General features: G+C 35.5%; 25 protein-coding genes and 1 riboswitch. Of the genes, 3 read left to right on the top strand and 22 right to left on the bottom strand.

The features are described from left to right. Positions 1–109: 109 nt before the first annotated feature. The 10 genes from MUA87_RS04390 to MUA87_RS04345 form a co-directional block, all read right to left on the bottom strand. Positions 110–460, bottom strand: a complete 351-nt coding sequence (locus MUA87_RS04390; RefSeq protein WP_031262808.1) for a type II toxin-antitoxin system PemK/MazF family toxin — start codon at positions 458–460, stop codon at positions 110–112. Continuing rightward, positions 457–624 carry a type II toxin-antitoxin system antitoxin MazE gene (gene mazE, locus MUA87_RS04385; RefSeq protein ID WP_023016097.1) on the bottom strand — a complete coding sequence of 56 codons (168 nt, stop codon included), beginning with the start codon at positions 622–624 and terminating at the stop codon, positions 457–459. The genes MUA87_RS04390 and mazE overlap by 4 nt, the downstream gene beginning before the upstream one ends. A gap of 80 nt (positions 625–704) precedes the next feature. Beyond that, positions 705–1859, bottom strand: a complete 1155-nt coding sequence (gene alr / locus MUA87_RS04380) for an alanine racemase (protein WP_262551330.1) — start codon at positions 1857–1859, stop codon at positions 705–707. A gap of 79 nt (positions 1860–1938) precedes the next feature. Continuing rightward, positions 1939–2292: a holo-ACP synthase gene (gene acpS, locus MUA87_RS04375; RefSeq protein ID WP_031262810.1), complete on the bottom strand. Its 354-nt coding sequence runs from the start codon at positions 2290–2292 to the stop codon at positions 1939–1941. A 1-nt stretch (position 2293) separates the two neighbouring features. Beyond that, on the bottom strand, positions 2294–2791 hold the full coding sequence (locus MUA87_RS04370; RefSeq protein WP_023016100.1) for a PH domain-containing protein: 498 nt from the start codon (positions 2789–2791) through the stop codon (positions 2294–2296). Further along, positions 2784–4277 (bottom strand): PH domain-containing protein, encoded by a 1494-nt coding sequence (locus MUA87_RS04365; RefSeq protein ID WP_107587564.1) that lies wholly within the window; start codon positions 4275–4277, stop codon positions 2784–2786. Before MUA87_RS04365 ends, MUA87_RS04370 begins: the two co-directional genes overlap by 8 nt. Then, positions 4270–4734: a PH domain-containing protein gene (locus MUA87_RS04360; protein ID WP_023016102.1), complete on the bottom strand. Its 465-nt coding sequence runs from the start codon at positions 4732–4734 to the stop codon at positions 4270–4272. The genes MUA87_RS04365 and MUA87_RS04360 overlap by 8 nt, the downstream gene beginning before the upstream one ends. A gap of 146 nt (positions 4735–4880) precedes the next feature. After that, on the bottom strand, positions 4881–6389 hold the full coding sequence (cshA, locus tag MUA87_RS04355) for a degradosome RNA helicase CshA (protein WP_002481757.1): 1509 nt from the start codon (positions 6387–6389) through the stop codon (positions 4881–4883). A gap of 323 nt (positions 6390–6712) precedes the next feature. Continuing rightward, complete coding sequence (locus MUA87_RS04350; protein WP_262551329.1) at positions 6713–8077, bottom strand: UDP-N-acetylmuramoyl-tripeptide--D-alanyl-D-alanine ligase; 1365 nt, start codon at positions 8075–8077, stop codon at positions 6713–6715. A 14-nt stretch (positions 8078–8091) separates the two neighbouring features. After that, the gene (locus MUA87_RS04345) at positions 8092–9162 is read right to left on the bottom strand and encodes a D-alanine--D-alanine ligase (RefSeq protein ID WP_002481759.1); all 1071 of its coding nucleotides are present in this window, start codon (positions 9160–9162) and stop codon (positions 8092–8094) included. A 245-nt stretch (positions 9163–9407) separates the two neighbouring features. Between MUA87_RS04345 and MUA87_RS04340 the strand changes: the two genes are divergently transcribed. Continuing rightward, the gene (locus MUA87_RS04340; RefSeq protein WP_002481760.1) at positions 9408–10616 is read left to right on the top strand and encodes an FtsW/RodA/SpoVE family cell cycle protein; all 1209 of its coding nucleotides are present in this window, start codon (positions 9408–9410) and stop codon (positions 10614–10616) included. A 59-nt stretch (positions 10617–10675) separates the two neighbouring features. Here the strand turns inward: MUA87_RS04340 and MUA87_RS04335 are convergent, their stop codons facing one another. From MUA87_RS04335 to csoR, 5 genes are all read right to left on the bottom strand, one after another. After that, entirely contained in the window at positions 10676–10816 is a 141-nt protein-coding gene (locus MUA87_RS04335; protein ID WP_023016106.1) for an Lmo0850 family protein, read from the bottom strand. 81 nt (positions 10817–10897) lie between these two features. Then, positions 10898–13090, bottom strand: a complete 2193-nt coding sequence (locus MUA87_RS04330; protein WP_119564154.1) for a heavy metal translocating P-type ATPase — start codon at positions 13088–13090, stop codon at positions 10898–10900. A gap of 92 nt (positions 13091–13182) precedes the next feature. Continuing rightward, a complete protein-coding gene (locus tag MUA87_RS04325) occupies positions 13183–13389 on the bottom strand; it encodes a copper ion binding protein (protein WP_002481763.1) in 207 nt (68 codons plus the stop codon). Between the two features lie 18 nt (positions 13390–13407). Then, positions 13408–13614 carry a putative copper chaperone CsoZ gene (gene csoZ, locus MUA87_RS04320; protein WP_002481764.1) on the bottom strand — a complete coding sequence of 69 codons (207 nt, stop codon included), beginning with the start codon at positions 13612–13614 and terminating at the stop codon, positions 13408–13410. A 14-nt stretch (positions 13615–13628) separates the two neighbouring features. Next, positions 13629–13922 (bottom strand): copper-sensing transcriptional repressor CsoR, encoded by a 294-nt coding sequence (gene csoR, locus MUA87_RS04315; RefSeq protein WP_002481765.1) that lies wholly within the window; start codon positions 13920–13922, stop codon positions 13629–13631. A gap of 158 nt (positions 13923–14080) precedes the next feature. Here csoR and cls point away from each other — a divergent pair, with 158 nt between their 5' ends. Together cls and MUA87_RS04305 are read left to right on the top strand one after the other, a co-directional pair. Beyond that, complete coding sequence (gene cls, locus MUA87_RS04310) at positions 14081–15562, top strand: cardiolipin synthase (RefSeq protein ID WP_002481766.1); 1482 nt, start codon at positions 14081–14083, stop codon at positions 15560–15562. Positions 15563–15585: 23 nt separating this feature from the next. Next, positions 15586–16236 (top strand): HD domain-containing protein, encoded by a 651-nt coding sequence (locus MUA87_RS04305; protein ID WP_060804054.1) that lies wholly within the window; start codon positions 15586–15588, stop codon positions 16234–16236. A gap of 56 nt (positions 16237–16292) precedes the next feature. Here the strand turns inward: MUA87_RS04305 and MUA87_RS04300 are convergent, their stop codons facing one another. The 7 genes from MUA87_RS04300 to MUA87_RS12800 all read right to left on the bottom strand — a co-directional run bounded on the left by MUA87_RS04300 (position 16293) and on the right by MUA87_RS12800 (position 21858). Then, a complete protein-coding gene (locus tag MUA87_RS04300) occupies positions 16293–16805 on the bottom strand; it encodes a GNAT family N-acetyltransferase (RefSeq protein ID WP_002481768.1) in 513 nt (170 codons plus the stop codon). A 125-nt stretch (positions 16806–16930) separates the two neighbouring features. Then, positions 16931–17800 (bottom strand): membrane protein insertase YidC, encoded by an 870-nt coding sequence (yidC, locus tag MUA87_RS04295; protein ID WP_002481769.1) that lies wholly within the window; start codon positions 17798–17800, stop codon positions 16931–16933. Positions 17801–17888: 88 nt separating this feature from the next. After that, entirely contained in the window at positions 17889–18527 is a 639-nt protein-coding gene (thiE, locus tag MUA87_RS04290) for a thiamine phosphate synthase (RefSeq protein WP_023016110.1), read from the bottom strand. Next, complete coding sequence (gene thiM, locus MUA87_RS04285) at positions 18528–19322, bottom strand: hydroxyethylthiazole kinase (RefSeq protein ID WP_023016111.1); 795 nt, start codon at positions 19320–19322, stop codon at positions 18528–18530. It lies immediately after the preceding gene. Continuing rightward, the gene (gene thiD, locus MUA87_RS04280; protein ID WP_262551328.1) at positions 19315–20136 is read right to left on the bottom strand and encodes a bifunctional hydroxymethylpyrimidine kinase/phosphomethylpyrimidine kinase; all 822 of its coding nucleotides are present in this window, start codon (positions 20134–20136) and stop codon (positions 19315–19317) included. Before thiD ends, thiM begins: the two co-directional genes overlap by 8 nt. Positions 20137–20138: 2 nt before the next feature. Beyond that, entirely contained in the window at positions 20139–20819 is a 681-nt protein-coding gene (gene tenA, locus MUA87_RS04275) for a thiaminase II (RefSeq protein WP_060804051.1), read from the bottom strand. A gap of 67 nt (positions 20820–20886) precedes the next feature. Then, positions 20887–20983, bottom strand: a riboswitch (TPP riboswitch). Positions 20984–21096: 113 nt separating this feature from the next. Beyond that, positions 21097–21858, bottom strand: a complete 762-nt coding sequence (locus MUA87_RS12800; RefSeq protein WP_002481774.1) for a LysM peptidoglycan-binding domain-containing protein — start codon at positions 21856–21858, stop codon at positions 21097–21099. Positions 21859–21996 lie beyond the last annotated feature (138 nt).

Here is a 21996-nt window from a genome sequence, read left to right as displayed (position 1 = left end):
GTTGCTTCACCTCTTTTAAATCGTTCATTTGAATGAACTGGATTGTTCAGCATAAACTGATACAACCACTTCTCATTTAGTTGTTTACACATATGATTGAAATCGGTTCCTAATTTTTATGTGTCAAGCCTAAACTAATTCCAATCGCGTTATCAATTTCTTTCATCTTCTCATCTGAAAGATAAGTCAATTTCTCTTTCAAACGTTTTTTATCAACTGTTCTAATCTGTTCAAGTAATATAACAGAATCTTTGTCTAATTTGTATTTACTCTTTTCAATTTCAACATGTGTTGGAATTTTCGCCTTATTAATACGCCCAGTAATCGCGGCTACAATTACCGTCGGACTGTACTTATTGCCAGTGTCATTTTGTATAATTACAACAGGTCTAACTCCCCCTTGTTCAGAACCTTGCACTGGTGATAAATCAGCTAAATAAACATCGCCTCTCCTCATCATTCATCCTTATCAAATGTAAGATAAGATTCATTGCAATCACAGGCTTCACATTCCACTGAAAATGCCTCCGTTGCTAGGGAGAGATTCAAATCAGCCATTTGTGAATAGCCTTCTTTTAATGACTGTTCCAAACTATAGCTTCTATTCTGATTAAAAGTTGACATAGGTAAGACCTCCAAGAAATAAAGAACTTCTAAACTAATATTCAAATTAATCATAACAAATTTCAAAATTCATGACCATACTATTTTTGCAATTCGTTGACAATATCAAATTCTTTTTCTGGTTCGTAGATTCTTGGCACACGTCTGCCGATACGACAAAGCACTTCATAATTGATAGTTTGTTGTTGATGTGCCAATGAAGTTAATGATTCAGGCCCTTGATGTTCGCGGTTCAATAACGTTGCTGTATCCCCAACTTCAAATGTGTCATCTTCTGGTAAAACCACCATCATTTGATCCATACAAACGCGTCCGATAATTTCACAATGATGGCCATTGATTTCTACTGTTGCGCCTTGCATCATGCGTGGGAATCCATCTGCATAACCCACACCTAAAATAGCGATTTTCAATGCTCGGTCAGCAGTAAAGGTAGAACCATAGCTGACAGTATCCCCTAAGTTTAAACGTTTGATTTCCATAATTTCGGTTGCCCAGTAAGCGCTTGGATAAAGCACTGCATTTGTCACTTCTTCTACATATTCAGACGGGAAATAACCATATAACGAAATACCAGTACGCACCATATTACAAATAGGTGCTTCATGCAGAATTGTACCTGCAGAATTTTGAGAATGGACATAAGGAGGATGTGGTAATGTATTCACCCAATCTTCAAATAATTGGTATTGTTCATGTGTATGTGGTGAATCTTCATCTGCTTGCGCAAAATGAGTAAACACACCTTCAAAAACTAATTGATCATGTTGATTGATTGTATCAACGATTTTTTGATAATCCTCAAGTGTCTTAATACCTAGGCGCCCCATGCCTGTATCAATTTTGACATGCAGCCATAAATCTTTTTTATTTTCAGGGTCAATCTGCTCTATTACCGCTTCCAACCATTGGTATGAAGGAACGGTTAAGGCAACACGATGTTGAATCGCTTTATTAATATCATTCGGCATAACGACACCTAATATTAAAATTTTGGCGTCTATCCCATGCATGCGCAATTCAATTGCTTCGTCTAATGTAGCGACCGCAAAAAATTCTGCACCGTGTTTTTCTAGATAATGTGCAACTTTCACACTGCCCAGTCCATATGCATTTGCTTTAATGACAGGCATTACTGTTTTGTTTGGTTGTAGTTTTCCTAGTACTTGGTAGTTTTTTAAAATCGCTTCTAAGTCTACCTTTAAATACGTAGGGCGATAAAATTTATCCGCCATAGCGTCATCTCCTTTAACCAAGTAAAATGTATTACTACTATAATACTTTCTGACTCATTTTATCAATACTCAATTTATTTTATATTTTTTCAAGCAATACTTGGCTTGTCGCATAATTTTTCGTGTGAGAGATACTGACATGAACTTTGAATCCTTCAAAGTGAATATAAGGACGACCTAATTCATCATTCTTACAATTAATATCATGGAAACTGATTTGTTTGCCGATGCCTGTACCTAACGCTTTACTGAACGCTTCTTTACATGCAAAACGTCCAGCTAAAAATTCTGCTTGTCGTTGTGGATGTGAAAATGAATGGAACTTGTCCAGTTCATCTTGACTCAATACTTTTTCTGGAAATCTCTTCTGACGTTCTAACATTGTTTTGATACGATCGATTTCAATCAAATCGATACCTATACCATAAATCACTTTATTCACCCGCTTCTTCTTCTGACATCTCATTCTTATCATGAATATGTTTAATATCATACATGATTTGTTGGGCTGTTGCTTTATTTATCAACAATATCTCACTATCTCCGCCTGCTGTTGATAGTGTCAAAGTTGCTAATTGCCATTTACGCATCAGCCAACCTTCATTAATATCTATATTTTGAATTCTGAATAAAGGGATATATTTTAAACTTACAAAAATCATACCTTCTTGAACTAGAATTTGATTGGTTTCCAATAAATAACCATGTTGCTTATTTTTCAGCCAAGGATTAAGCAAGCATGTCCATATGAATACAAATAATACTAACACAATCGCAATAATCACAATCCACTTCAACGCATCTTTAGACAAGAGATGCAGCCAAAGATACTCTACAGTAATTAATGCTGCAAAGACTAAAACAATCAGTAATGTTTGGATTAAACCTGAAATCAATAACACTTTCTTTCCTTCTTGCGCCATTCTATGCATCGTCATCCTCCTCCACATACCATTGTTTTAGTTGCTCTGCTGCTTCATTGTCTATAAATCGTAAGCCTATGTCCATACTCCCTAGACCTTTTGCAGCTGAAAATGCAAAATCAGACAAACCTACGCGTTTCATAAACCAGTTCTGTGATTTATCAAACCCAAGTAACTTATCTTTTTTCGCGTAAAAATAACGCGTTCTCATTAATTGAGATTTTTTTACAGTTAAAGTTGTTCGATCTGTTTTAAATCCTGAGTAACGAACCGTAATAATACTGTTAATCAAGACTAAAAGACATGCAATTAGCGCTAGTGCTAAATACCACCATGACCAAAAATATGTACTTATAATACCAGCAATTAAAAGCATGCCCATCCCAATTTGCGCATGACGACGAATACCGCCAAATGGCAATCCTGTTTCAACTTCTTCAAACGCAATGGAAGGAACTAATTGTTCAATCATACGATAAGCTTTTTGTCGTTTTACAAAAGGCAAAATCATAATATCACCAGAAGCCGTTGTGGAACCTTCTGTCTGTTTTGCGTCACTTGTAATAATAAAATATACAGACGTATAACCGATAAAGCGACGTATAAATGATTGTTTTTCTACGACAGCTTGAATTCTGCGTGTTGCGACGTTAATGGTTTTCACATTCAACAAGCCATAACGGATATGCAACTGTTCATTCTTCTCACTTAATGTATAGCCATAATAACGGACAAATTCTATGATAACGCCAATAATATAAGCTAAAAATAAAGCGAGAATAATTAATCCTGCTACGACTAAATATGTAGCTTGCGCAATCCAATCAAATTGATGGAACAATTTATCCCAAGGGATAATTTCTTGGAAAGTACCTAAAAGAGGTCCTAAAGTAACTAAAGCAATTCCGATAGAACCACTGGATAACGCCATAAAGATTAATTCTTTCAACGAGAGTTTAAAAATTTGTGTAGGTTGCTCCGTTGTCATTGTATGAGACGCTGGTTGTTCCTCTTCACTCGTTTCACCCATTAATTCATCTTCATAATCTTTTGTTGCTTGCTCTGATCTGACTGCTTGTTCTATTAAATTGAATTGATTTTTTGAGACAATTTGTAACTTGATACCATCACTAGGCGTTTTAATTTCCATGATAACACCACCGAAAATTCGATTGACGATATCTTGTGAGGAATCAAAGGCTTGTATTCTTTGAATATCCAACTCTTTACGCTTTTTATTAAACACACCTTTTGTCACAACGAAATGATGCCCTTCTATCCAATAGCGTGTAGAATACACTTCTAATGCATTATAGATAAAAGAAAATAAAAATATAGCTGTTAAAAAGGCTGGCCATATATACGATTTTACATCGGTAAAGTTAAAGTTGTTGATATTGAAAATAAAGATAACAATGACGACTATATTTTGCTTAATTGTAGTAATTAACCCTGTGAGATATGACAGTGGGTGTAATCTTTGTGGATTATACATCTGCATCTACCTCCTCAAGCTGACGCATACAAACCTCTTCAACCATAACCGCATCTTCTTTCGTTAACATCGGTAATATAACTACATGACCCGCAGTAACTACTGAGAGCTTATAAAGTTTAAATGCTAATAAAATCGGTCCACTTTCTCGTTCGACATATTGTATTCTGTCGTATTTTAAAACATTTTGCTTTTGAAAGAAAAAACGTGCTTCATTTAATAGAAAACTCGGTCGTAAACTATAAAAGCGATATCTCCATAAAATCCATGGGCGTATGACTTTAAACAAAAAGCTCAGAGCTAATAAAATAATCAAAGTGTTTAACACCCAAGGCGACCAATTAAAATGATGGTATAAATATACTAAGCCACTAAAAACTAATATTTCTATTAAAAACTCAATGAAATAGCGGACGTAATAGTACCCTACTACGCGGCGTGGACTTTTTTTAGACATAAGGTCACTTCGCACCTTTCTATGTATTTTAGCTATCAGTCATATTTTAACAATGATTAACATTATTTTGTTAAAAATTTATAGATTTCCATAAATAGAAAACCGCTTCGAATTTCTTCGAAACGGTTTGAAATCATTGGGTATTCTTATTTTTGCATGTCTGCGAATGTACGACCTTTAATCGGTTTTTTATGATCTTTTTTATCGTGTTTTTGTTTTTTACCATTAAATTTGCCTTTACCGCGACGGTTTTTGTTATCAAATTTATTGTTTGAACGTTTATTAGAAGGTTTGCCTCCACGACGAGGACCTTTAGCATTATGACGACCTTTGCGTGCAAGTGGTTTTTCGAATGTTAATTGAACTTCTACTTCATCATTTGACTCGACTAATTCTTGTAATAATGCAGCTACTAATTCTACATCATCATATTCATTTAATAATTGAGAAGAGATATTTTGTAGACGTTCTGAATGTTCTTGATTCATCCATTTTTCTACTTTTTCTTTAATATCATTTTCGCGTGCACGTAATACTTCTTTACGATGTGGTGGTCTTAACGCTTTCATACGTCTATTATTTGTATCTTCGATTTGACGGATATAGTCCATTTCAATCGGGTTAACGAATGTAACCGCGATACCTTTTTTACCGGCACGGCCTGTACGTCCGATACGGTGAGTATAACTTTCAGTATCTTGAGGAATGTCAAAGTTGTATACATGGCTGACACCTGAAATATCTAAACCACGTGCTGCAACGTCTGTCGCAACTAAAATATCGATTTGGTCATTTTTAAATTTCTTCAAGACTTCTAAACGTTTTGCTTGTGTAATATCACCATGCAAACCTTCAGCTTTGTAGCCTTTTGAAATTAATGCACTTGTTAATTCGTCTACACGACGTTTTGTACGACCGAAGACAATTGCTAATTCTGGTTGGTGGACATCTAAGAAGTTGGTAAATGTTTCGAATTTCTCTAATTCTTTAACGATTGTGTAGTATTCATCAATTTGCGGATCTGACATTTCGTTATTCATTGTTTTAACGATTTTAGGGTCTTTCATGAATTGTTGTACTAAAGCTTGGATGGCTTTAGGCATTGTTGCTGAGAACAACATTGTTTGACGATTTTCTGATGGAATATGGTCCATAATGAATCTCATATCGTCGATGAAGCCCATGTTCATCATTTCATCCGCTTCATCAATAATTAATGTGTGGATATCATTTGTTTTAAGTGTACGACGATTCAAGTGGTCAATGACACGTCCTGGTGTACCTACAACAATTTGTGGTCCTTTTTTCAACGCTTTAATTTGGCGTCCGATCGGCATACCACCGAAAACTGTTACGACTTGTACGCGTTGGCCGCGACTGAATGCACGTAATTGTTCCGCAACTTGCATTGCAAGTTCGCGTGTAGGTGCTAAAATCAGTGCTTGTACGCCTTCTTTTCCGACAACTTTCTCAATTAACGGAATACCAAACGCTCCCGTTTTACCTGTACCTGTTTGCGCTTGTCCTAAAATATCTAAACCGTGCAATGCAAACGGAATACTATCATTTTGTATAGGAGTCGGTTCTTCGAAGCCCATATTAGCAAGCGTTTCAGCAGTTTGTTCTGAAACACCTAAGTCTATAAATTTTTGCAAAATAATTCTCCTTTATATATGGTCGAGACGACTTTGATGAATTTGTGCTCTCTTTATTTCAGTAGATATACATCATCTATCAGTTTCATTTTCATCTAAAAATGATAAAAAATGAGCGGTTAATACTTTAACAATTATTCTGTATGGATACAGAACTAATGAGCACCCGCCCCCACCTTGTCTTTAATTTTTCATCAACTTCTATATAGTACCACCTTAAGCCCATTATAGCAATCATGCAATTCTCACTAGAAAGTAAAAAAGTCAGTAAGATGATAGGATTTCTCGTAATAAGAAATTTCATCATCTCGCTGACTTTCTAATTAATTTTGTTCTAATAGAGCTTGAGCTACTTCTTCTAAAGCCATACCTCTTGAACCCTTAATCAACACATTATCTTTTGGTTGAACATGTGCTAACGTATATTCGATTAATTGTGTTTTATCATCAAAATGTTCGGCAGTTTCTACAAATGCTTTACCCGCTTGATGAATATGTGCCGCTTCTTCGCCGTAAGTCAATAAATAATCGATACCTTTATCTTCTAAGTATTCACCTACTGAAGCATGCATTGCTGCACTGTTTTCTCCTAATTCTAGCACATCCGCTAAAATCAAGATTTTGCGTCCATCCATTGCAGATAGCGTATCAATAGCCGCTTTCATACTTGTTGGGCTGGCATTATAAGCGTCATTAATTACTGCGACATCTTGTTTAGAATGATGCAACTCCATACGCATTTGCGTCAATTGGACTTGCGCAATATTTGTTTTAATTGTTTCATAATCAAGACCTGACAATTTGCCGACCGTAATCGCAATTGTTGCATTACGCATATTATGAATACCTAAAATAGGAATTTGATAATGTTCTTGCTCATTGATACTAAATGCAATACCTAACGCATCATGTTGTTCAACATGACATACCACTTCATTCTCAGAACTTATGCCGATACTGATGGCTTGATTATTTTCTAACGTATGAACATGCGGTACAAGTAAAGGTTCATCGCCATCATAGAGCAGTACACCTTCTGGTTTTAAACCAGCAACAATTTCAAATTTAGCTCGGGCAATACCTTCTCTAGAACCTAAATCTTGCATATGTGATTCACCGATATTGGTAATCACTGCAATATCAGGTTGTGCGATTTCAGATAGTAGTTCAATTTGATGGAAACCTGACATACCCATTTCTAAAATGGAAATTTCAGTATCCTCATCTAACTCTAAAATCGTTAATGGCATCCCAATTTCATTATTGTAATTTCCTTGTGTTTTCTTCACTTTGAAATTCGGCTTTAAGACACTTTCAATCATATCTTTAGTTGTTGTCTTACCATTAGATCCTGTTACAGCAATTACTTTTGGTTGTACGTGCTGCAAGTAAGCTTTCGCCAGTTCTTGCAGTGCTAATAAGGTATCATCAACCCAGATGACAGGACCTTCTACTGGATGTTCTGGTTTGACATCTTTTTGATAAAAAACAGCGCCTGCACCATCTTGTAATGCTTGTTCTACAAATCGATGACCATCTGTATTTTCACCTTTAAATGGGATAAACAAATTACCTTCATCAATTTTTCTTGAGTCGATTGTGACACCTTTAATTGTATGATCTAAATATTTTTCATCAATTTCACAAGAAATCCACGCTTTAATTTGTTTTAAAGTTACTTCTATCATGTAAGTACACGACCTTAATCAATTTTGTATTTGTTCTTTTGTTTTTCGATATGTTTTTCTTTCGCTAACTCAATTAATTTTGTAATCAAGTCAGAGTATGATAAACCCATGCTTTCCCACAGACTCGGATACATACTGAATTTAGTAAATCCTGGCATCGCATTTGTTTCATTAATGTAGATTTGATTATCTTCTGTCACAAAGAAATCTGCACGTAATAAGCCTGCGCAGTCTGTTGCTTTAAATGCTTCAACTGCCATATTACGAAGTGTTGTACGTACTTCACTGTCTAATTCAGCTGGAATAGATAAACGGATATTACCATCTAAATATTTAGATTTATAGTCATAGAATGCCACATCTTTGATAACTTCCCCTGGTTCCGTTGTTTCTGGGTAATCATTACCTAATACCGCAACTTCGACTTCTCTCGCAACGACACCCTGTTCAATCACAAGTTTTCTATCGAATTGGAAAGCTTCTTCAATCCCTGCTTTTAACTCTTCTTCGTTGTTACATTTACTGATACCGACACTTGAACCTAAGTTTGCTGGTTTTACAAAGACAGGATATTCTAATTTGTCATGCACAAGTTTTAAAATATTGCTTTGATATTTGTCATACTCACTTCTTAAAAAGCTGACATATGGTAATTGCGGTAAACCTCTATGTGCAAATAATTGTTTCATGACAAGTTTATCCATTGTACTAGAAGCTGCTAACACACCATTACCGACATACGGTAAATCTAATACTTCAAATAATCCTTGAATTGTTCCGTCTTCACCATTCGGTCCGTGTAATAATGGGAATACTGCTGAATATGGCTGTCCAGAACTGCTGTTTGTAAGCAAGCTGGAAATTTCACCTTCTTTTACATCTTCTAGGCGCAAAGTTTCTGTATCTTCCACACTATCGACGATGTTATCTTTCTTTTTCCAAGCACCATCATTTGTAATGTAGATAATATCTACTTGGTACTTATCTTTATCAATAGCATTTAAGACATTCTGCGCAGTTAAAATAGAAACATCATGTTCCGCGCTTTTTCCACCATAAATGATACATATATTTTCTTTAGCCATGTTCTTTCCTCCAAACGCATTGTTAAACTTTATTTTATCACGATTTCCTAATTTATTGCATGTCAAACCTGAGAAATTAAAGTCATAATTGGTAAAACGGTATATAATAGGAAATAGCTACAGATGAAAGTTCAAATATGCTATAGTTTTTCATATGGATAACTATACATAACATACAACTATCGAAGAGTAACCTGTCAACATCAATTGAACTGATGTAAAACATGCATTAAAGGAGACTATTTATGAAAGCTTCACGTCAACAACCTAATAAATCATGGATACGGCGTATTGACTGGGTTTTAATCGGCATTTTGGTAATATTTGCTATCATTAGTGTCGTTTTTATAAAATCTGCCATGGGCGGCGGTCAATATAGCGCAAACTTCAGTATTAAACAAATCATTTATTACATACTCGGTTTTATAATCGCCTTTGCAATTATGGTAATCTCACCGAAGCGTATTATGAAATACACTTATACGTTATACGGCATTTTATGTGTTTTGTTAATTGTCTTATTGGTAATGCCGGAAACAGCGATAACACCTATCATCAACGGTGCAAAAAGTTGGTACAGTTTTGGTCCGATCAGTATCCAACCTTCTGAGTTTATGAAAATTATACTGATTTTAATGCTTGCGAAGATTGTATCTCGTCATAACAAATATACATTTAACAAATCATTAGAAACTGACTTTAAGTTATTCTTTAAATTATTAATAGTCACAGGTATTCCGATGGCTTTAATCTTTTTACAAAATGACTTAGGGACGACGTTAGTCTGCCTAGCAATCTTAACAGGTGTTTTAATCGTCAGTGGGATTTCTTGGAAAATCCTTGCACCTATTTTCTTAACGATTTTATCAATCGGTGCATTCTTTATTTTATCTATTATCTTCAAACCATCATTAATTGAAAATGGGTTCGGTATTAAAACCTATCAATTAGGGCGTATCGCTTCATGGTTAGATCCTTATTCTTATAGTTCAGGCGATGGTTATCATTTAACAGAGTCGCTGAAAGCAATCGGTTCTGGGCAATTATTAGGTAAAGGACTTAATCATGGTGAAGTTTATATTCCTGAAAACCATACTGACTTTATCTTCTCTGTTGTTGGTGAGGAATTCGGATTTATCGGTGCTGTATTATTAATCATTTTATTTATTGTGCTGATGTTCCACTTGGTACGTCTTGCGAATAAAAACACAATTATTTACAACAAGATTTATATTATTGGATTTATGACACTTGTTTTATTCCATGCAGTCCAAAACATGGGAATGACAGTTCAATTATTACCAATTACAGGTATTCCGCTTCCATTCATCAGTTACGGCGGTAGCTCTTTATGGAGTTTAATGACGGGTGTCGGTGTGATCTTATCAATCTACTATCACCAACCTGTCCCTTATCAACCAGACTTCTTACGTTCTAAATCTTATACAAACTAAAAAAACAGGTTATCGGTTGAACATTGCATTCAATGTCCGAATCGATAACCTGTTTTTTATTACTTTAATTTTGGTGTCGCTACTGAAGTATTCGGTAACGTATGCATAATCTCTAATCTGGATTTCGTTTTCTTAATATTGACACCGAGCGAAGATAACAATTGAACGACATTACGTAGTTTATCTGTATTATTATTCATTCGTGTTCACCCCATCTTCGTATTACTATAGAATAGTTACTTTTATTCTACCCTAAAAATTTTCATTTTACTACATTATTTTTATATTTTCTTTTGTGGTTTAACTTTTTGTAGTCTTAATGCATTGAGTACGACTGAGACTGAACTGAATGCCATTGCAGCGCCAGCCACCCATGGGGCAAGTAAACCGAATGCCGCAATCGGAATGCCGATTGCATTGTAACAGAATGCGAAGAATAAGTTTTGTTTAATATTCTTCATCGTACGCTGACTCATATCTAACGCATCTTCTACTTTTTCAATATCTCCACCGACAATCATAATGTCGCCTGCTTCAATCGCAATATCAGAACCTGTACCCATTGCCAAGCCGATGTTACTTTTTGCTAATGCTGGTGCATCATTGATACCATCACCGACCATCATCACATTTTTACCTTCGTCTTGTAATTTCGTAATCTCTTCAGCTTTATGATCAGGTTTCACACCAGCGATGACACGGTTAATGCCTAACTCTTCAGCAATGGCTTCAGCTGTACCTTGGCTGTCACCACTTAACATCACAATGTCATAATTTGGATTTAAGCGCTCAATTAATGCCTTGGCACTTGTTTTCGGTTCATCTCTTAAGGCAATCAATCCCGCAAATTGATTATCGATTGAAGCTAATACAACCGTTGAACCTTGATGTTGTAAATCTTTTATTTCTGCTTCAAGCTGCTCATCCCAATCATTCAAATCAGGTTGAATAAAGCTTTGTGATCCGATTTTGATAAACTGTCCATTAATATAACCACTGATACCATTACCTGGATGTGTTTGATACTGTTCTACTATCAAGTTTTGCGCATCTTGATAATAGTCTGTAATTGCTTGTGATAATGGATGTTCAGATTGTACTTCTAAACTTTTTACAAGTGTTCCGAACTGTTGATTATCTGTATTATCGATGACTTTGTATACTGAAGGTTGCCCTTCTGTTAATGTGCCTGTTTTATCAAATACGATTGTGTCCACATTTTGCGTTTGTTCTAACGCTTCAGATGATTTGAATAACACACCTAATTCTGCTGAACGTCCTGATCCAGCCATAATTGAAGTCGGTGTCGCAAGACCTAAAGCACATGGACATGCAATAACTATGACTGCGATAAAGACCTCTAAACTAGATTGAAAATTAAATGGTGTGATAAAACTGAACCAAATAATAAACACAACAAGCGCGATACCGAGTACTGTCGGCACAAAGATTCCAGAAATCTTATCTGCTAAACGTTGAATATTTGGTTTTTCTCCTTGTGCTTCTTCAACAATTTTAATAATTTGATTTAATACTAAATCATCGCCTGTATGTGTCACTTTCACTTTAATAAAGTTTCCATGGTTTAATGTGGCACCGATGACTTCATCACCAATCGTTTTATCTACAGGAATACTTTCACCAGTTAACATTGATTCATCTAAACTAGTCTCCCCTTCGATAATTTCACCATCTAAAGGCACATATTCACCGCTTTTAATCAGTAAAACATCACCTTTCTGTACTTGATCGACTGGTAAAGAGACCGCTTCTCCATCTCGTTCTACACGCGCTTCTTTAACTTGAAGTGATAACAATTTATTAATCGCATCACTCGCATGGCCTTTAGCTTTCGCCTCAAAGTATTTACCAAGTAAGATTAACGTAATTAAAACTGCACTGGTTTCAAAGTACAATGGAATGTGTTTTTCACCTGCATGAATAATCCACATATAGATACTATAGAAGTACGCTGCGGAAGTCCCTAATGCGACCAAGACATCCATATTAGCACTCTTATTTCTTAATGCACCATACGCACCTTTATAGAATTGCCAACCTAGAATAAATTGGACTGGCGTTGCTAAGATAAATTGGAACCACGGTTCTGTCATCACATGAGGGAGTGGCAAGAAGCTTAAGAAGCTGAAATGCCCCACCATGGTATATAACAATGGCAATGATAAAATCATCGCAATAATAAATTTCATTTTTTGACGATTTAACTCTTGGTTTTTACGTGCTTTTGCTTCATCTGCAGTTTCAAGCGCAATGGGTTCATAACCGAGCTGTTTCACTTTTTCAAAGACTTGATCCATATCGACATGGCTTTGATCATATTCGATAGATGCTTTTTCAGTGACTAAGTTCACATTCGCTTGGTCGATCCCTTCTGTACGACTCAAAACCCGTTCAATTCGTGATGAGCAAGCAGCACAAGTCATACCTGATATTTTAAACTCTGCTTTTTCCATATTTCACCCGCTCCTATACCCTATATAGGTATATTTTTATTTAAAAAAGAAGGCTCAGCCATAGAGATAACTTGAGCCTTTATAATTCTGTCTTATTTTACAACGTCATAACCTGCGTCATAAATTGCTGATTCAACTTCAGATAATACTTTATCTTCACCATTGAATGTTACGTCTACTGTATCATTATCTGGGGTAGCCGTTACTTGGTCAACGCCATTTACTTTACCAACAGCATCTTCTACAGCTTTTTTACAATGACTGCAACTCATACCTTCAACTTTTAATTGTTTTTCCATATCACAACACTCCTCTTTTTAATTTAATATTTGGTAACCTTGATCATAAATTTCTTTTTCCAAATTGTTTAAACTGATTGGTGTCTGGTAACTCGCTTTCACTTCTTGTGATTTCAGATCCACTTGCACTTCTGACATACCAATCATTTGCTGCAAATGTTCTTGCAAAATATGCTGTTGTTCTTCAGTTTCCATACCACTGATTTGAATCACACTACTATGCATGTCTGACTCCTTTATTAATCTTTAATTAATTTTTGGACGGTAACTAATAATTCTTCCATTGCAGCTTCTGCTTGTCCATCTTCAGCTTTATGCAAAATACAGCCTTTCATATGATGATCCAGCAATTTTACAGCAACACTATTCAAAGCTGAACGTGTCGCTCTGATTTGTGTTAAAACATCATCACAATAAACATCTTCGTCTATCATGCGATTAATCGCTCTGACTTGTCCTTCTATACGATTCAGTCGTGCTTTAAGGTTAGATTTGATTTTTTCTGAATGATGTGCGCGTTCTTCTTGCGTCATGTTTGAACCTCCGTCCTGTTAGGTTTCTATCTCTAGAATATACCCTATATAGGTATATGTCAAATGTATCGTGAAAGGTGTGCCTGTGTTACAATAAGTTCAACATCAGCCAAAGTAAAAACATACATAATTGCTGATTAAAAACACGGAGGTTACTTATGTATAATTTCGACTTTATACCTTTTCAAGCCAATTTAGTTATCAATATTATTTTAATCGGCTTATTCATATTAAACCTCGTATTCGGTTTCGTTATTGTATTTATGGAAAGAAGATCTGCAGGATCGATTTGGGCATGGTTGCTCGTACTCGTATTCTTGCCTGTTATCGGGTTCATACTTTATTTATTGCTGGGCCGTCAAATCCAAAGAGATCATATCTTTTCCTTAGATGAGGAAGACCGTATTGGATTAGAGGCAATTGTTAATGAACAATTAAAAGCATTACAAACCAAAGAGTTCTCTAAAGGGAACCATGAAATCGTCAAACATAAATCAATGGTACAAATGTTGTTGTATAATAACTCAGCCTTCTTAACTACTGATAATGAAATGACGATTTTTACAGATGGTCATGAAAAGTTTGATGCGTTGATTAAAGATATAGAAAACGCCACAGATTACATCCATATCGAGTATTACATTTTTAGAAATGACAAGCTTGGTAAACGTATCTTAGCTGCCTTAGAGAAAAAACTTGAAGAAGGCCTTGAAGTAAAAATGTTATACGATGATATGGGTTCCAGAGGCTTAACTTTAAAAGACTTTGATGAGTTCAGAAGAAAGGGCGGACAAGTTGAATCTTTCTTCCCTTCTAAATTACCGCTTATCAACTTTAGATTAAACAACCGAAATCACCGCAAAATTGTCGTGATTGATGGTTATATCGGATATGTCGGCGGTTTCAATGTTGGTAAAGAATATTTAGGCTTATCCAAACGTTTCGGATACTGGAGAGACACGCACTTACGTATTGTCGGAGATGCGGTCAATGCCTTGCAATTACGCTTTATTTTAGATTGGAACTCACAAGCTAAGCGTGATAACATCACTTATTCTGATCGCTACTTCCCTGACATTGATACAGGTAGTTCTATCGGTATCCAAATCGCATCAAGCGGTCCAGATGAAGATTGGGAGCAAATCAAATACGGTTATTTGAAAATGATTACTTCAGCGAAAAATTCGATTCAAATTCAATCGCCCTACTTTATTCCTGACCAAGCCTTTATGGATGCTGTGTCTATTGCTGCATTAGGCGGTGTAGATGTATCGATTATGATTCCAAATAAACCAGACCATCCATTCGTCTACTTTGCGACATTGAAAAATGTTGCATCACTGTTGGCATCAGGCGTCAAGGTTTATCATTATGACAATGGTTTCTTACATTCAAAAATGATGATTATTGATGACGAAGTCGCAAGTGTGGGAACAGCGAATATGGACCATCGTAGTTTTACACTGAATTTTGAAATCAATGCGTTTATTTATGACCGTCAAATTGCTGCACAATTGCGTGACCAGTTCAATCAAGATTTAATGTTATCTTCAGAATTAACACAAGAGCGTTATAATCAACGCAGTTTATGGGTGAAATTCAAAGAAGCCATAGCCAACTTAATTTCACCGATATTGTAAATCATAAAGGAGTACACAAAGTCATGAATCAATATCAACAATTAAAATCAGCTGAACAATATATGAAAGACTTCCATCAAACAGATCACACAGGGCATGATATCAACCATGTCATGCGGGTCGTTAAAATGGCACTCTTCATCTCTGAACAAGAAGGCTACGGCAATCCTTACATTATTCAGATGGCTGCATTATTACATGATACGGTAGATACCAAATTAACAGATGAAACTGCTGCTGAAAATCAACTAATTGATTTTTTAAACCGTATTGAAGTTAGTGGACAGGATCAAGAAAAAATTATGCATATCATCAAAAACATCAGCTTTCGTCATAATGTGGATCAAGAAATCCCCTTATCCAAAGAAGGTTATATTGTTAGAGATGCAGATCGCTTAGATGCGATTGGTGCAATTGGTATAGCGCGTACGTTCCAATTTGCGGGTCACTTTGATGAGCCGATGTGGCAAGGGCCTATTCCTGATAGTATTAGTTCTGATAACGAATTAGAAGGTTATGATCCTTCAGCGATTAAGCATTTCTATGATAAATTGTTTAAACTTAAAGATTTAATGCATACTGAAACAGCTTCAGAAATTGCGCAAGAACGTCATCGTTTTATGGAATTCTTCGTCGCACAATTCTTTAACGAATGGCAGTTTACAGAACAATAAGCAAATAAGATGAAGAAGCGGTTGAGAACAAATCTAAATTCTCAACCGCTTCTTTTTTATTCGATATTATATGCTAGGATTAAATCTGTTTGTCTATCATTCCCCATCATGAAATCATGTTCTGAGATCTTCTTGAATCCTAAATGTTTATAGAAACCTAATGCTTGTTCATTTTTCTCCCATACACCTAGCCATACACATTTTTTACCATCTTCGACTGCTGTCTTTATAGCAAAGTTCAATAATTTTTTACCATAACCATAGCCATGATAATTCTTCAAAATATATAAGCGTTCTATTTCAGTACAATCAGATGAAACTTGCTCTGTTTGTGAATCCCCTTCATTCAACTTTAAATATCCGACAATTTTATCGTTATCATACAAGAAATAGAAATTCGAATGTGGATCTTCTAATTCACGTCTTAGTTTGTCTTGTGTAAATGCTGTATCTAAATAATCTTTAATATTTTCTGGGCTGTTCATTTCTCTAAATGTGTCATCAAAAGTTCTATAGCTGATTTTCTGTAACTCTAAAATGTCAGCAGTTGTTACTGATTTAATTTCCATTGGTATTCCCCTCCAATTTTAAAATAACACTTTTAGTTACTATTACTATTCCCTATTGTACAAATCCTAAATAAAAAATCAGCTGCAATTTTAGTTGCAACTGATTTTAAGTCATCAATGATGTATTATTTTTTCTTTCTGTTTTTCTTACCTAAGACTTGCGCACCTTTTTGTTTACCGTCTTTACCATGTTTCTTTTCATATTCTCTAATCATTGGAGCGACTTCTTCTTTCGCTTTCTTAGAGTAATATTGGTTCGCAACATATGTTTGAACAATCAAGAACGCGGCACTGACTGACCAGTATAAACCTAATGCAGCTGCTGAACTTAATGATACCCAGATAATCATAATTGGTGAAATGATCATCATCATGTAACTCATTTGTTTTTGTTCAGGCGGCATACTGAATGTTGATACGTAAGCTTGTAGGAAGTATAACACACCGGCAATAATTGTAATCCAAATATCCGGTTTTGCTAAGTTGAACCATAAGAAATCAGGATGTTCTACAATACCACCTGGTGATGGGTATTTTAATACGAAGAATAAGCCCATGATTACAGGCATTTGTATTAACATTGGTAAACATCCAAGCATACTTTGCATTGGATTCATATCGTATTTTTTATAAACTTCCATCATTTCTTGGTTTGCTGCCATTTTTTCTTCTTGTGTGCGTGCACGTTTTACTTTCTCTTTCACTGCGTCCATATCTGGTTTTGCAATCACCATTTTTTCGCGCATTAAGTGACTGTTCTTATAGTTAGAAAGCATGAATGGCAGAACGACAATACGGATTGCTAAAACTAAGACAATAATCGCTAATCCATAATCGTTATTAAAACTAGAGCCTAGCCAATGGATGATGTTATCCATGTTTTTCACAAATGTATTATAGAAAAAACCTGTTCTGTTTTCAGGTTTAGAATAATCACATCCTGCAAGAAAAACCATAACCCCAAGAAGCAAAGGCAATAATGCTTTTTTATTCATTTTTCCACCTCTATTGGTATTATTCACATAAAAATAATTTTATCACATTCTATGAGGTGTAGAAAACAAAAACATAGAATTAAGGGCATTATTTAAAATATTGTAAGAAATTGCGAACGGTTTCTTTAACATTTGAACTCTGAGCAATCGCTGAAATAACTGATACACCTTGTGCATGTGTTTGCGCAATCGGTTCGACATTATTTAACGCAATACCGCCAATTGCGACAATCGGCATACCATTTGTTTTCTCATGCAATGTTTCAATCATTTCTGTGCCGACAGGATCACTGGCATCGTCTTTAGACCCTGTTTTAAATATCGGACCAACGCCAATATAATCGACATCTGTTAAATCAGATTGCGCTAATTCTGTTTCATTGCCGACACTTAAACCGATAATTTTATTTTTAAAGTGCGTCTTAAAAGTATTCACTTTCGCATCATCTTGTCCAACATGAATGCCATCAGCATCAATCAACTCTGCTAATTCAACATCATCATTTACGATAAAAGGTACATGATATTGTTCACATAATTGTTTCAAAGATTGTGCCAGTTCTTTCTTCGCATTACCTGTTTTAGCGTTAGGCCCTTTTTCACGAAATTGATACATCGTAATGCCGCCTTCTAATGCTTCAGTTAATACTTCATGAATCGTACGGTCTTCAGGTATATCTTGTGTTCCGCAAATAAAGTAAACTTTTAAATCCTCTGGTTGAAACACTTATTTCACCTCTTGTGCTTTACGATTTTCTACTGCTGCTTCACTGTCTATTTTATATAATGCATCAATAAATTGAACTAAGAAAGTACCTGGTCCTTTACTTTCACTTAATTGTTCAGCACGTTCAGCTGCAATATTATAAACAGAAACTGCTTCAATTAAATCTTCAATCTCTGGATTTTCATTTCTAAATAAGAATGCACCTACAATAGCACCTAATAAACAACCTGCACCTGTAATTTGCGTTAAGAAACGTGAACCATTATTCAGCTTAACAATTTTATTGTTTTGAGCAATGACATCTGTTTCACCAGTTAACACAATTGCAGTTTGATATTGTTCATGTGCTTTTTTCGCAATGGATACAACATCTAAGCTTTCAGCACTATCTGTACCTTTCATTGTTGTTGTATCATCTATAAGCGTTAAAATTTCTGAAGCATTTCCTTTGATTACAGTTGGTTTCACTTGCTCTAGGAATGTTTTGCAGAATTGTTTACGATACGTTGATGCGCCCACAGCAACGGGATCAAACACTAACGGTGTGTTTGTCTTATTCGCAATTTTTCCAACTTCTAACATTGCTTGTTCATTCGCTTTTGTCAGTGTGCCAATATTAATTAAGACTGTACCCGCGTGTGGATAAAAATCTTCTGCTTCTTCTGGTGCTTCGCTCATTGCTGGACTCGCACCTAAACTTAAGAGTCCATTAGCTGTAAAATTTTTGACGACATCATTCGTAAAACAAATAACTAATGGATGTTCTGTTCTGATTCTATCTAAACCTTTACTCATCATCTAATCCTACTTTCTTCATATATGCGAAATGGTTAACTGGTCCTCTGCCTTGTCCGATCTCAGGTGTATATTTAATACTTAATGCGATAAAGTCTTTTGCTTTTTTAACCGCTTCATAAATCGTTTTCCCTTTCGCTAGCTCAGCCGCAATTACAGCTGAAAAAGTACAACCTGTACCATGTGTATGTTTTGCTTCATATCTTTCACTTTCAAAAATTTCTAAACCATCTTTCGTAAATAGATAGTCTTTTGCGATATTGTCATCTTCGATATGACCACCTTTAATGACTACACCTTTACTGCCGATTTCTTCTATGAAGATTTTACCTGCTTTTTTAATCGCATCTTCATTATCTAATTTGAATCCTACAATTTCCTCTGCTTCAGGTAAGTTAGGTGTTGCAACATCAGCAAGTGGTAACAAGATACTTTGTAAGGCATGTTTACCTTTATCATCCATTAAAGAGTCTCCACTTTTGGCTAGCATTACTGGATCAATGACATATGGAATTTCAGGATGCTTTTCTAAATAAGTACGAATTAATTCCATCATTTCTTTTGTCGCAATCATGCCAGTTTTAATCGCTTGCGGTAATTCGTCATCAAACACACTATCTAACTGTTCTTCTAACCAAGATAATTCTAAGTTATGAATGTGTTGAACCCCTTTTGTATTTTGCGCTACGATACTTGTGATTGCGGCCATCCCGTACACACCGCATGCATGAAATGACTTTAAGTCAGCCATTACACCTGCGCCGCCTGTTGGATCTGTGCCTGCAATCGTTAAAGCAATTTTCGGTTTGTTCATAATTATTTACCTCCAAATTCCCATTGTTCTTTTGTATAAGCCATATTAAAGAAGTTTCGTTCATGTACTGTACTTTGTAGATAATTCTCTCTGACTTCTTGTCTCTCTGTATCTGTCATATGTTTAGTTAACTCATTCATTAATTGATTTAAAACATCGATTAATGCATCCATTTCTGTTTGATAGAATTCAAACCATTTTTTCAATATAGAAGATTGATTTAATCTGTCATCCTGCATTGCGCGTTTTGCTACTTCTGCATAGACATAAGGACAAGGTGCCATTGCCGCAATCGCATATGCAGCATTTTCATGGGCATAAACGTTGTAATACATATGTTTAATATAATGGTCACCACTTGGCGGCCACACTTTTTGTTGTACGATTTCGTGATACGGTTCACCCACGTATTCTGCCATGAATTCATGTGCTTCCACTTCACCATTCACAATGAATTGAATTTGATCAACTAGAAATCGAACACTTTCTAAATTCGGCATTTTAGGAATTAATAAAGCATAGATATTCGCAAACTCTCTTAAGTACGAGGCATCTGCACGTAAATATTGTCTAATTGACTCTTTATCTATATTCCCTTTTAACAATGCTTGAATGAAATTATCGTCATAAATTTGATCAATAATCGGTTGTGCATCTCTTTCAAGTGTTTCAGCAAAAGTCACTTTTATTCCTCCAATAAAAAAACTGCATTCCAACCTAGGAGTGCAGTTTCAGTATTTTTGCATCATGCATACTATGTATCTACTTTCCTACGTTGGTCTTAACCAAATCAGGTTTAAAGGGTCTAGTTTCCTATCTCAGCCAAAAGGCGCCCCTAGCAGTTTTTATTTAATTTATTTACATACTAAACATATCAAAGCCCTTTCATACTTGCAATGAATCTGTTTTCATAAAAAAAGCCGAGACCTTAGTCTCGACTTGAATTTTAACTATTTAACATTAATAACCCCAAGCACTTAATCCTTGTACGTTATATGCATGTACAGCTGAGTTGATTTGATCTTGAACTGTTGCTGTAGAACCATGACCAGGCATTGTTTGGAATAAACCGCTGGCACCTGATGGATTATACGCATTAACTTGTCCATTTGATTCACGTGCAATGATGTTTTCCCATACTGATGCAGATACGCCTGTACGAGCTTCCATTTGTGCTGCTGCGTATGCACCTGTAGAACCTGCAGTATTACCGTTAGCTAATCTTACTGAACCTGAACCATAAGATGCATATGATGGTGCACTGTATGATGCTTGTGGTGCGTTATAAGATTGTTGTGGTGCTGTATATGATGATTGTGGCGCATTGTTTGATTGCGCTTGGTTATAATTATTGTAAGATACTTGTTGCGTATTGTATGCATAGTGGCTGTCTGATTGTACAGCTGTTTGTGTTGTCGCAACTTTTTTAGGTTCTTTAACTTTTAAACTTTCATCTACTAAGATTAAGTCAGATTTTTTATCGTTCCATTTTTTTAATTCTTTGACTTTAACGTCGAATTTTTTAGCGATTTTATTTAAAGTGTCACCTTTAACTACAGTGTATTCACCTTTTTCGTTTAGATACTTTTCAGCGTCTTTTACTTTCTTCGCATGTTCAGCTTTTGATGATGATTTTGCTTGTACGTCTTGAGTTCCAATTCCTGTTGCCAATACTGCTGCAGCAGCTGTCACCGCTGTCGATGCTACTAGTAATTTCTTCATGTAAAATATGTCCTCCCATAAGGTGTTTGTATTAAATCATTTATTTGATGTCTTTATAATAGCATCTATCCTAATAACATAGGTTACAACAATATATATTTCTTGTGTCTTTCTTTACATACATATTACAAAAGGCAG

It is taken from the genome of Staphylococcus simulans (genome assembly GCF_025561465.1).
Lineage (GTDB): Bacteria > Bacillota > Bacilli > Staphylococcales > Staphylococcaceae > Staphylococcus > Staphylococcus simulans.
Note: the sequence above shows the minus strand (reverse complement) of the source record. Positions and strands in the feature narration are given on the sequence as shown.

Coding starts and splice junctions, on each gene's coding strand:
- MUA87_RS04305 (WP_060804054.1), top strand. CDS start 15,586: ATGAATCAATATCAACAATTAAAATCAGCTGAACAATATATGAAAGAC.
- MUA87_RS04370 (WP_023016100.1), bottom strand. CDS start 2,791: ATGCATAGAATGGCGCAAGAAGGAAAGAAAGTGTTATTGATTTCAGGT.
- csoZ (WP_002481764.1), bottom strand. CDS start 13,614: ATGCATAGTAGTGTGATTCAAATCAGTGGTATGGAAACTGAAGAACAA.
- MUA87_RS04300 (WP_002481768.1), bottom strand. CDS start 16,805: ATGGAAATTAAATCAGTAACAACTGCTGACATTTTAGAGTTACAGAAA.
- alr (WP_262551330.1), bottom strand. CDS start 1,859: ATGGCGGATAAATTTTATCGCCCTACGTATTTAAAGGTAGACTTAGAA.
- MUA87_RS04335 (WP_023016106.1), bottom strand. CDS start 10,816: ATGAATAATAATACAGATAAACTACGTAATGTCGTTCAATTGTTATCT.
- MUA87_RS04345 (WP_002481759.1), bottom strand. CDS start 9,162: ATGGCTAAAGAAAATATATGTATCATTTATGGTGGAAAAAGCGCGGAA.
- MUA87_RS04350 (WP_262551329.1), bottom strand. CDS start 8,077: ATGATAGAAGTAACTTTAAAACAAATTAAAGCGTGGATTTCTTGTGAA.
- thiD (WP_262551328.1), bottom strand. CDS start 20,136: ATGAACAAACCGAAAATTGCTTTAACGATTGCAGGCACAGATCCAACA.
- MUA87_RS04360 (WP_023016102.1), bottom strand. CDS start 4,734: ATGTCTAAAAAAAGTCCACGCCGCGTAGTAGGGTACTATTACGTCCGC.
- MUA87_RS04365 (WP_107587564.1), bottom strand. CDS start 4,277: ATGTATAATCCACAAAGATTACACCCACTGTCATATCTCACAGGGTTA.
- mazE (WP_023016097.1), bottom strand. CDS start 624: ATGTCAACTTTTAATCAGAATAGAAGCTATAGTTTGGAACAGTCATTA.
- MUA87_RS12800 (WP_002481774.1), bottom strand. CDS start 21,858: ATGAAGAAATTACTAGTAGCATCGACAGCGGTGACAGCTGCTGCAGCA.
- MUA87_RS04340 (WP_002481760.1), top strand. CDS start 9,408: ATGAAAGCTTCACGTCAACAACCTAATAAATCATGGATACGGCGTATT.
- thiM (WP_023016111.1), bottom strand. CDS start 19,322: ATGAGTAAAGGTTTAGATAGAATCAGAACAGAACATCCATTAGTTATT.
- yidC (WP_002481769.1), bottom strand. CDS start 17,800: ATGAATAAAAAAGCATTATTGCCTTTGCTTCTTGGGGTTATGGTTTTT.
- MUA87_RS04390 (WP_031262808.1), bottom strand. CDS start 460: ATGATGAGGAGAGGCGATGTTTATTTAGCTGATTTATCACCAGTGCAA.
- MUA87_RS04330 (WP_119564154.1), bottom strand. CDS start 13,090: ATGGAAAAAGCAGAGTTTAAAATATCAGGTATGACTTGTGCTGCTTGC.
- MUA87_RS04325 (WP_002481763.1), bottom strand. CDS start 13,389: ATGGAAAAACAATTAAAAGTTGAAGGTATGAGTTGCAGTCATTGTAAA.
- cls (WP_002481766.1), top strand. CDS start 14,081: ATGTATAATTTCGACTTTATACCTTTTCAAGCCAATTTAGTTATCAAT.
- csoR (WP_002481765.1), bottom strand. CDS start 13,922: ATGACGCAAGAAGAACGCGCACATCATTCAGAAAAAATCAAATCTAAC.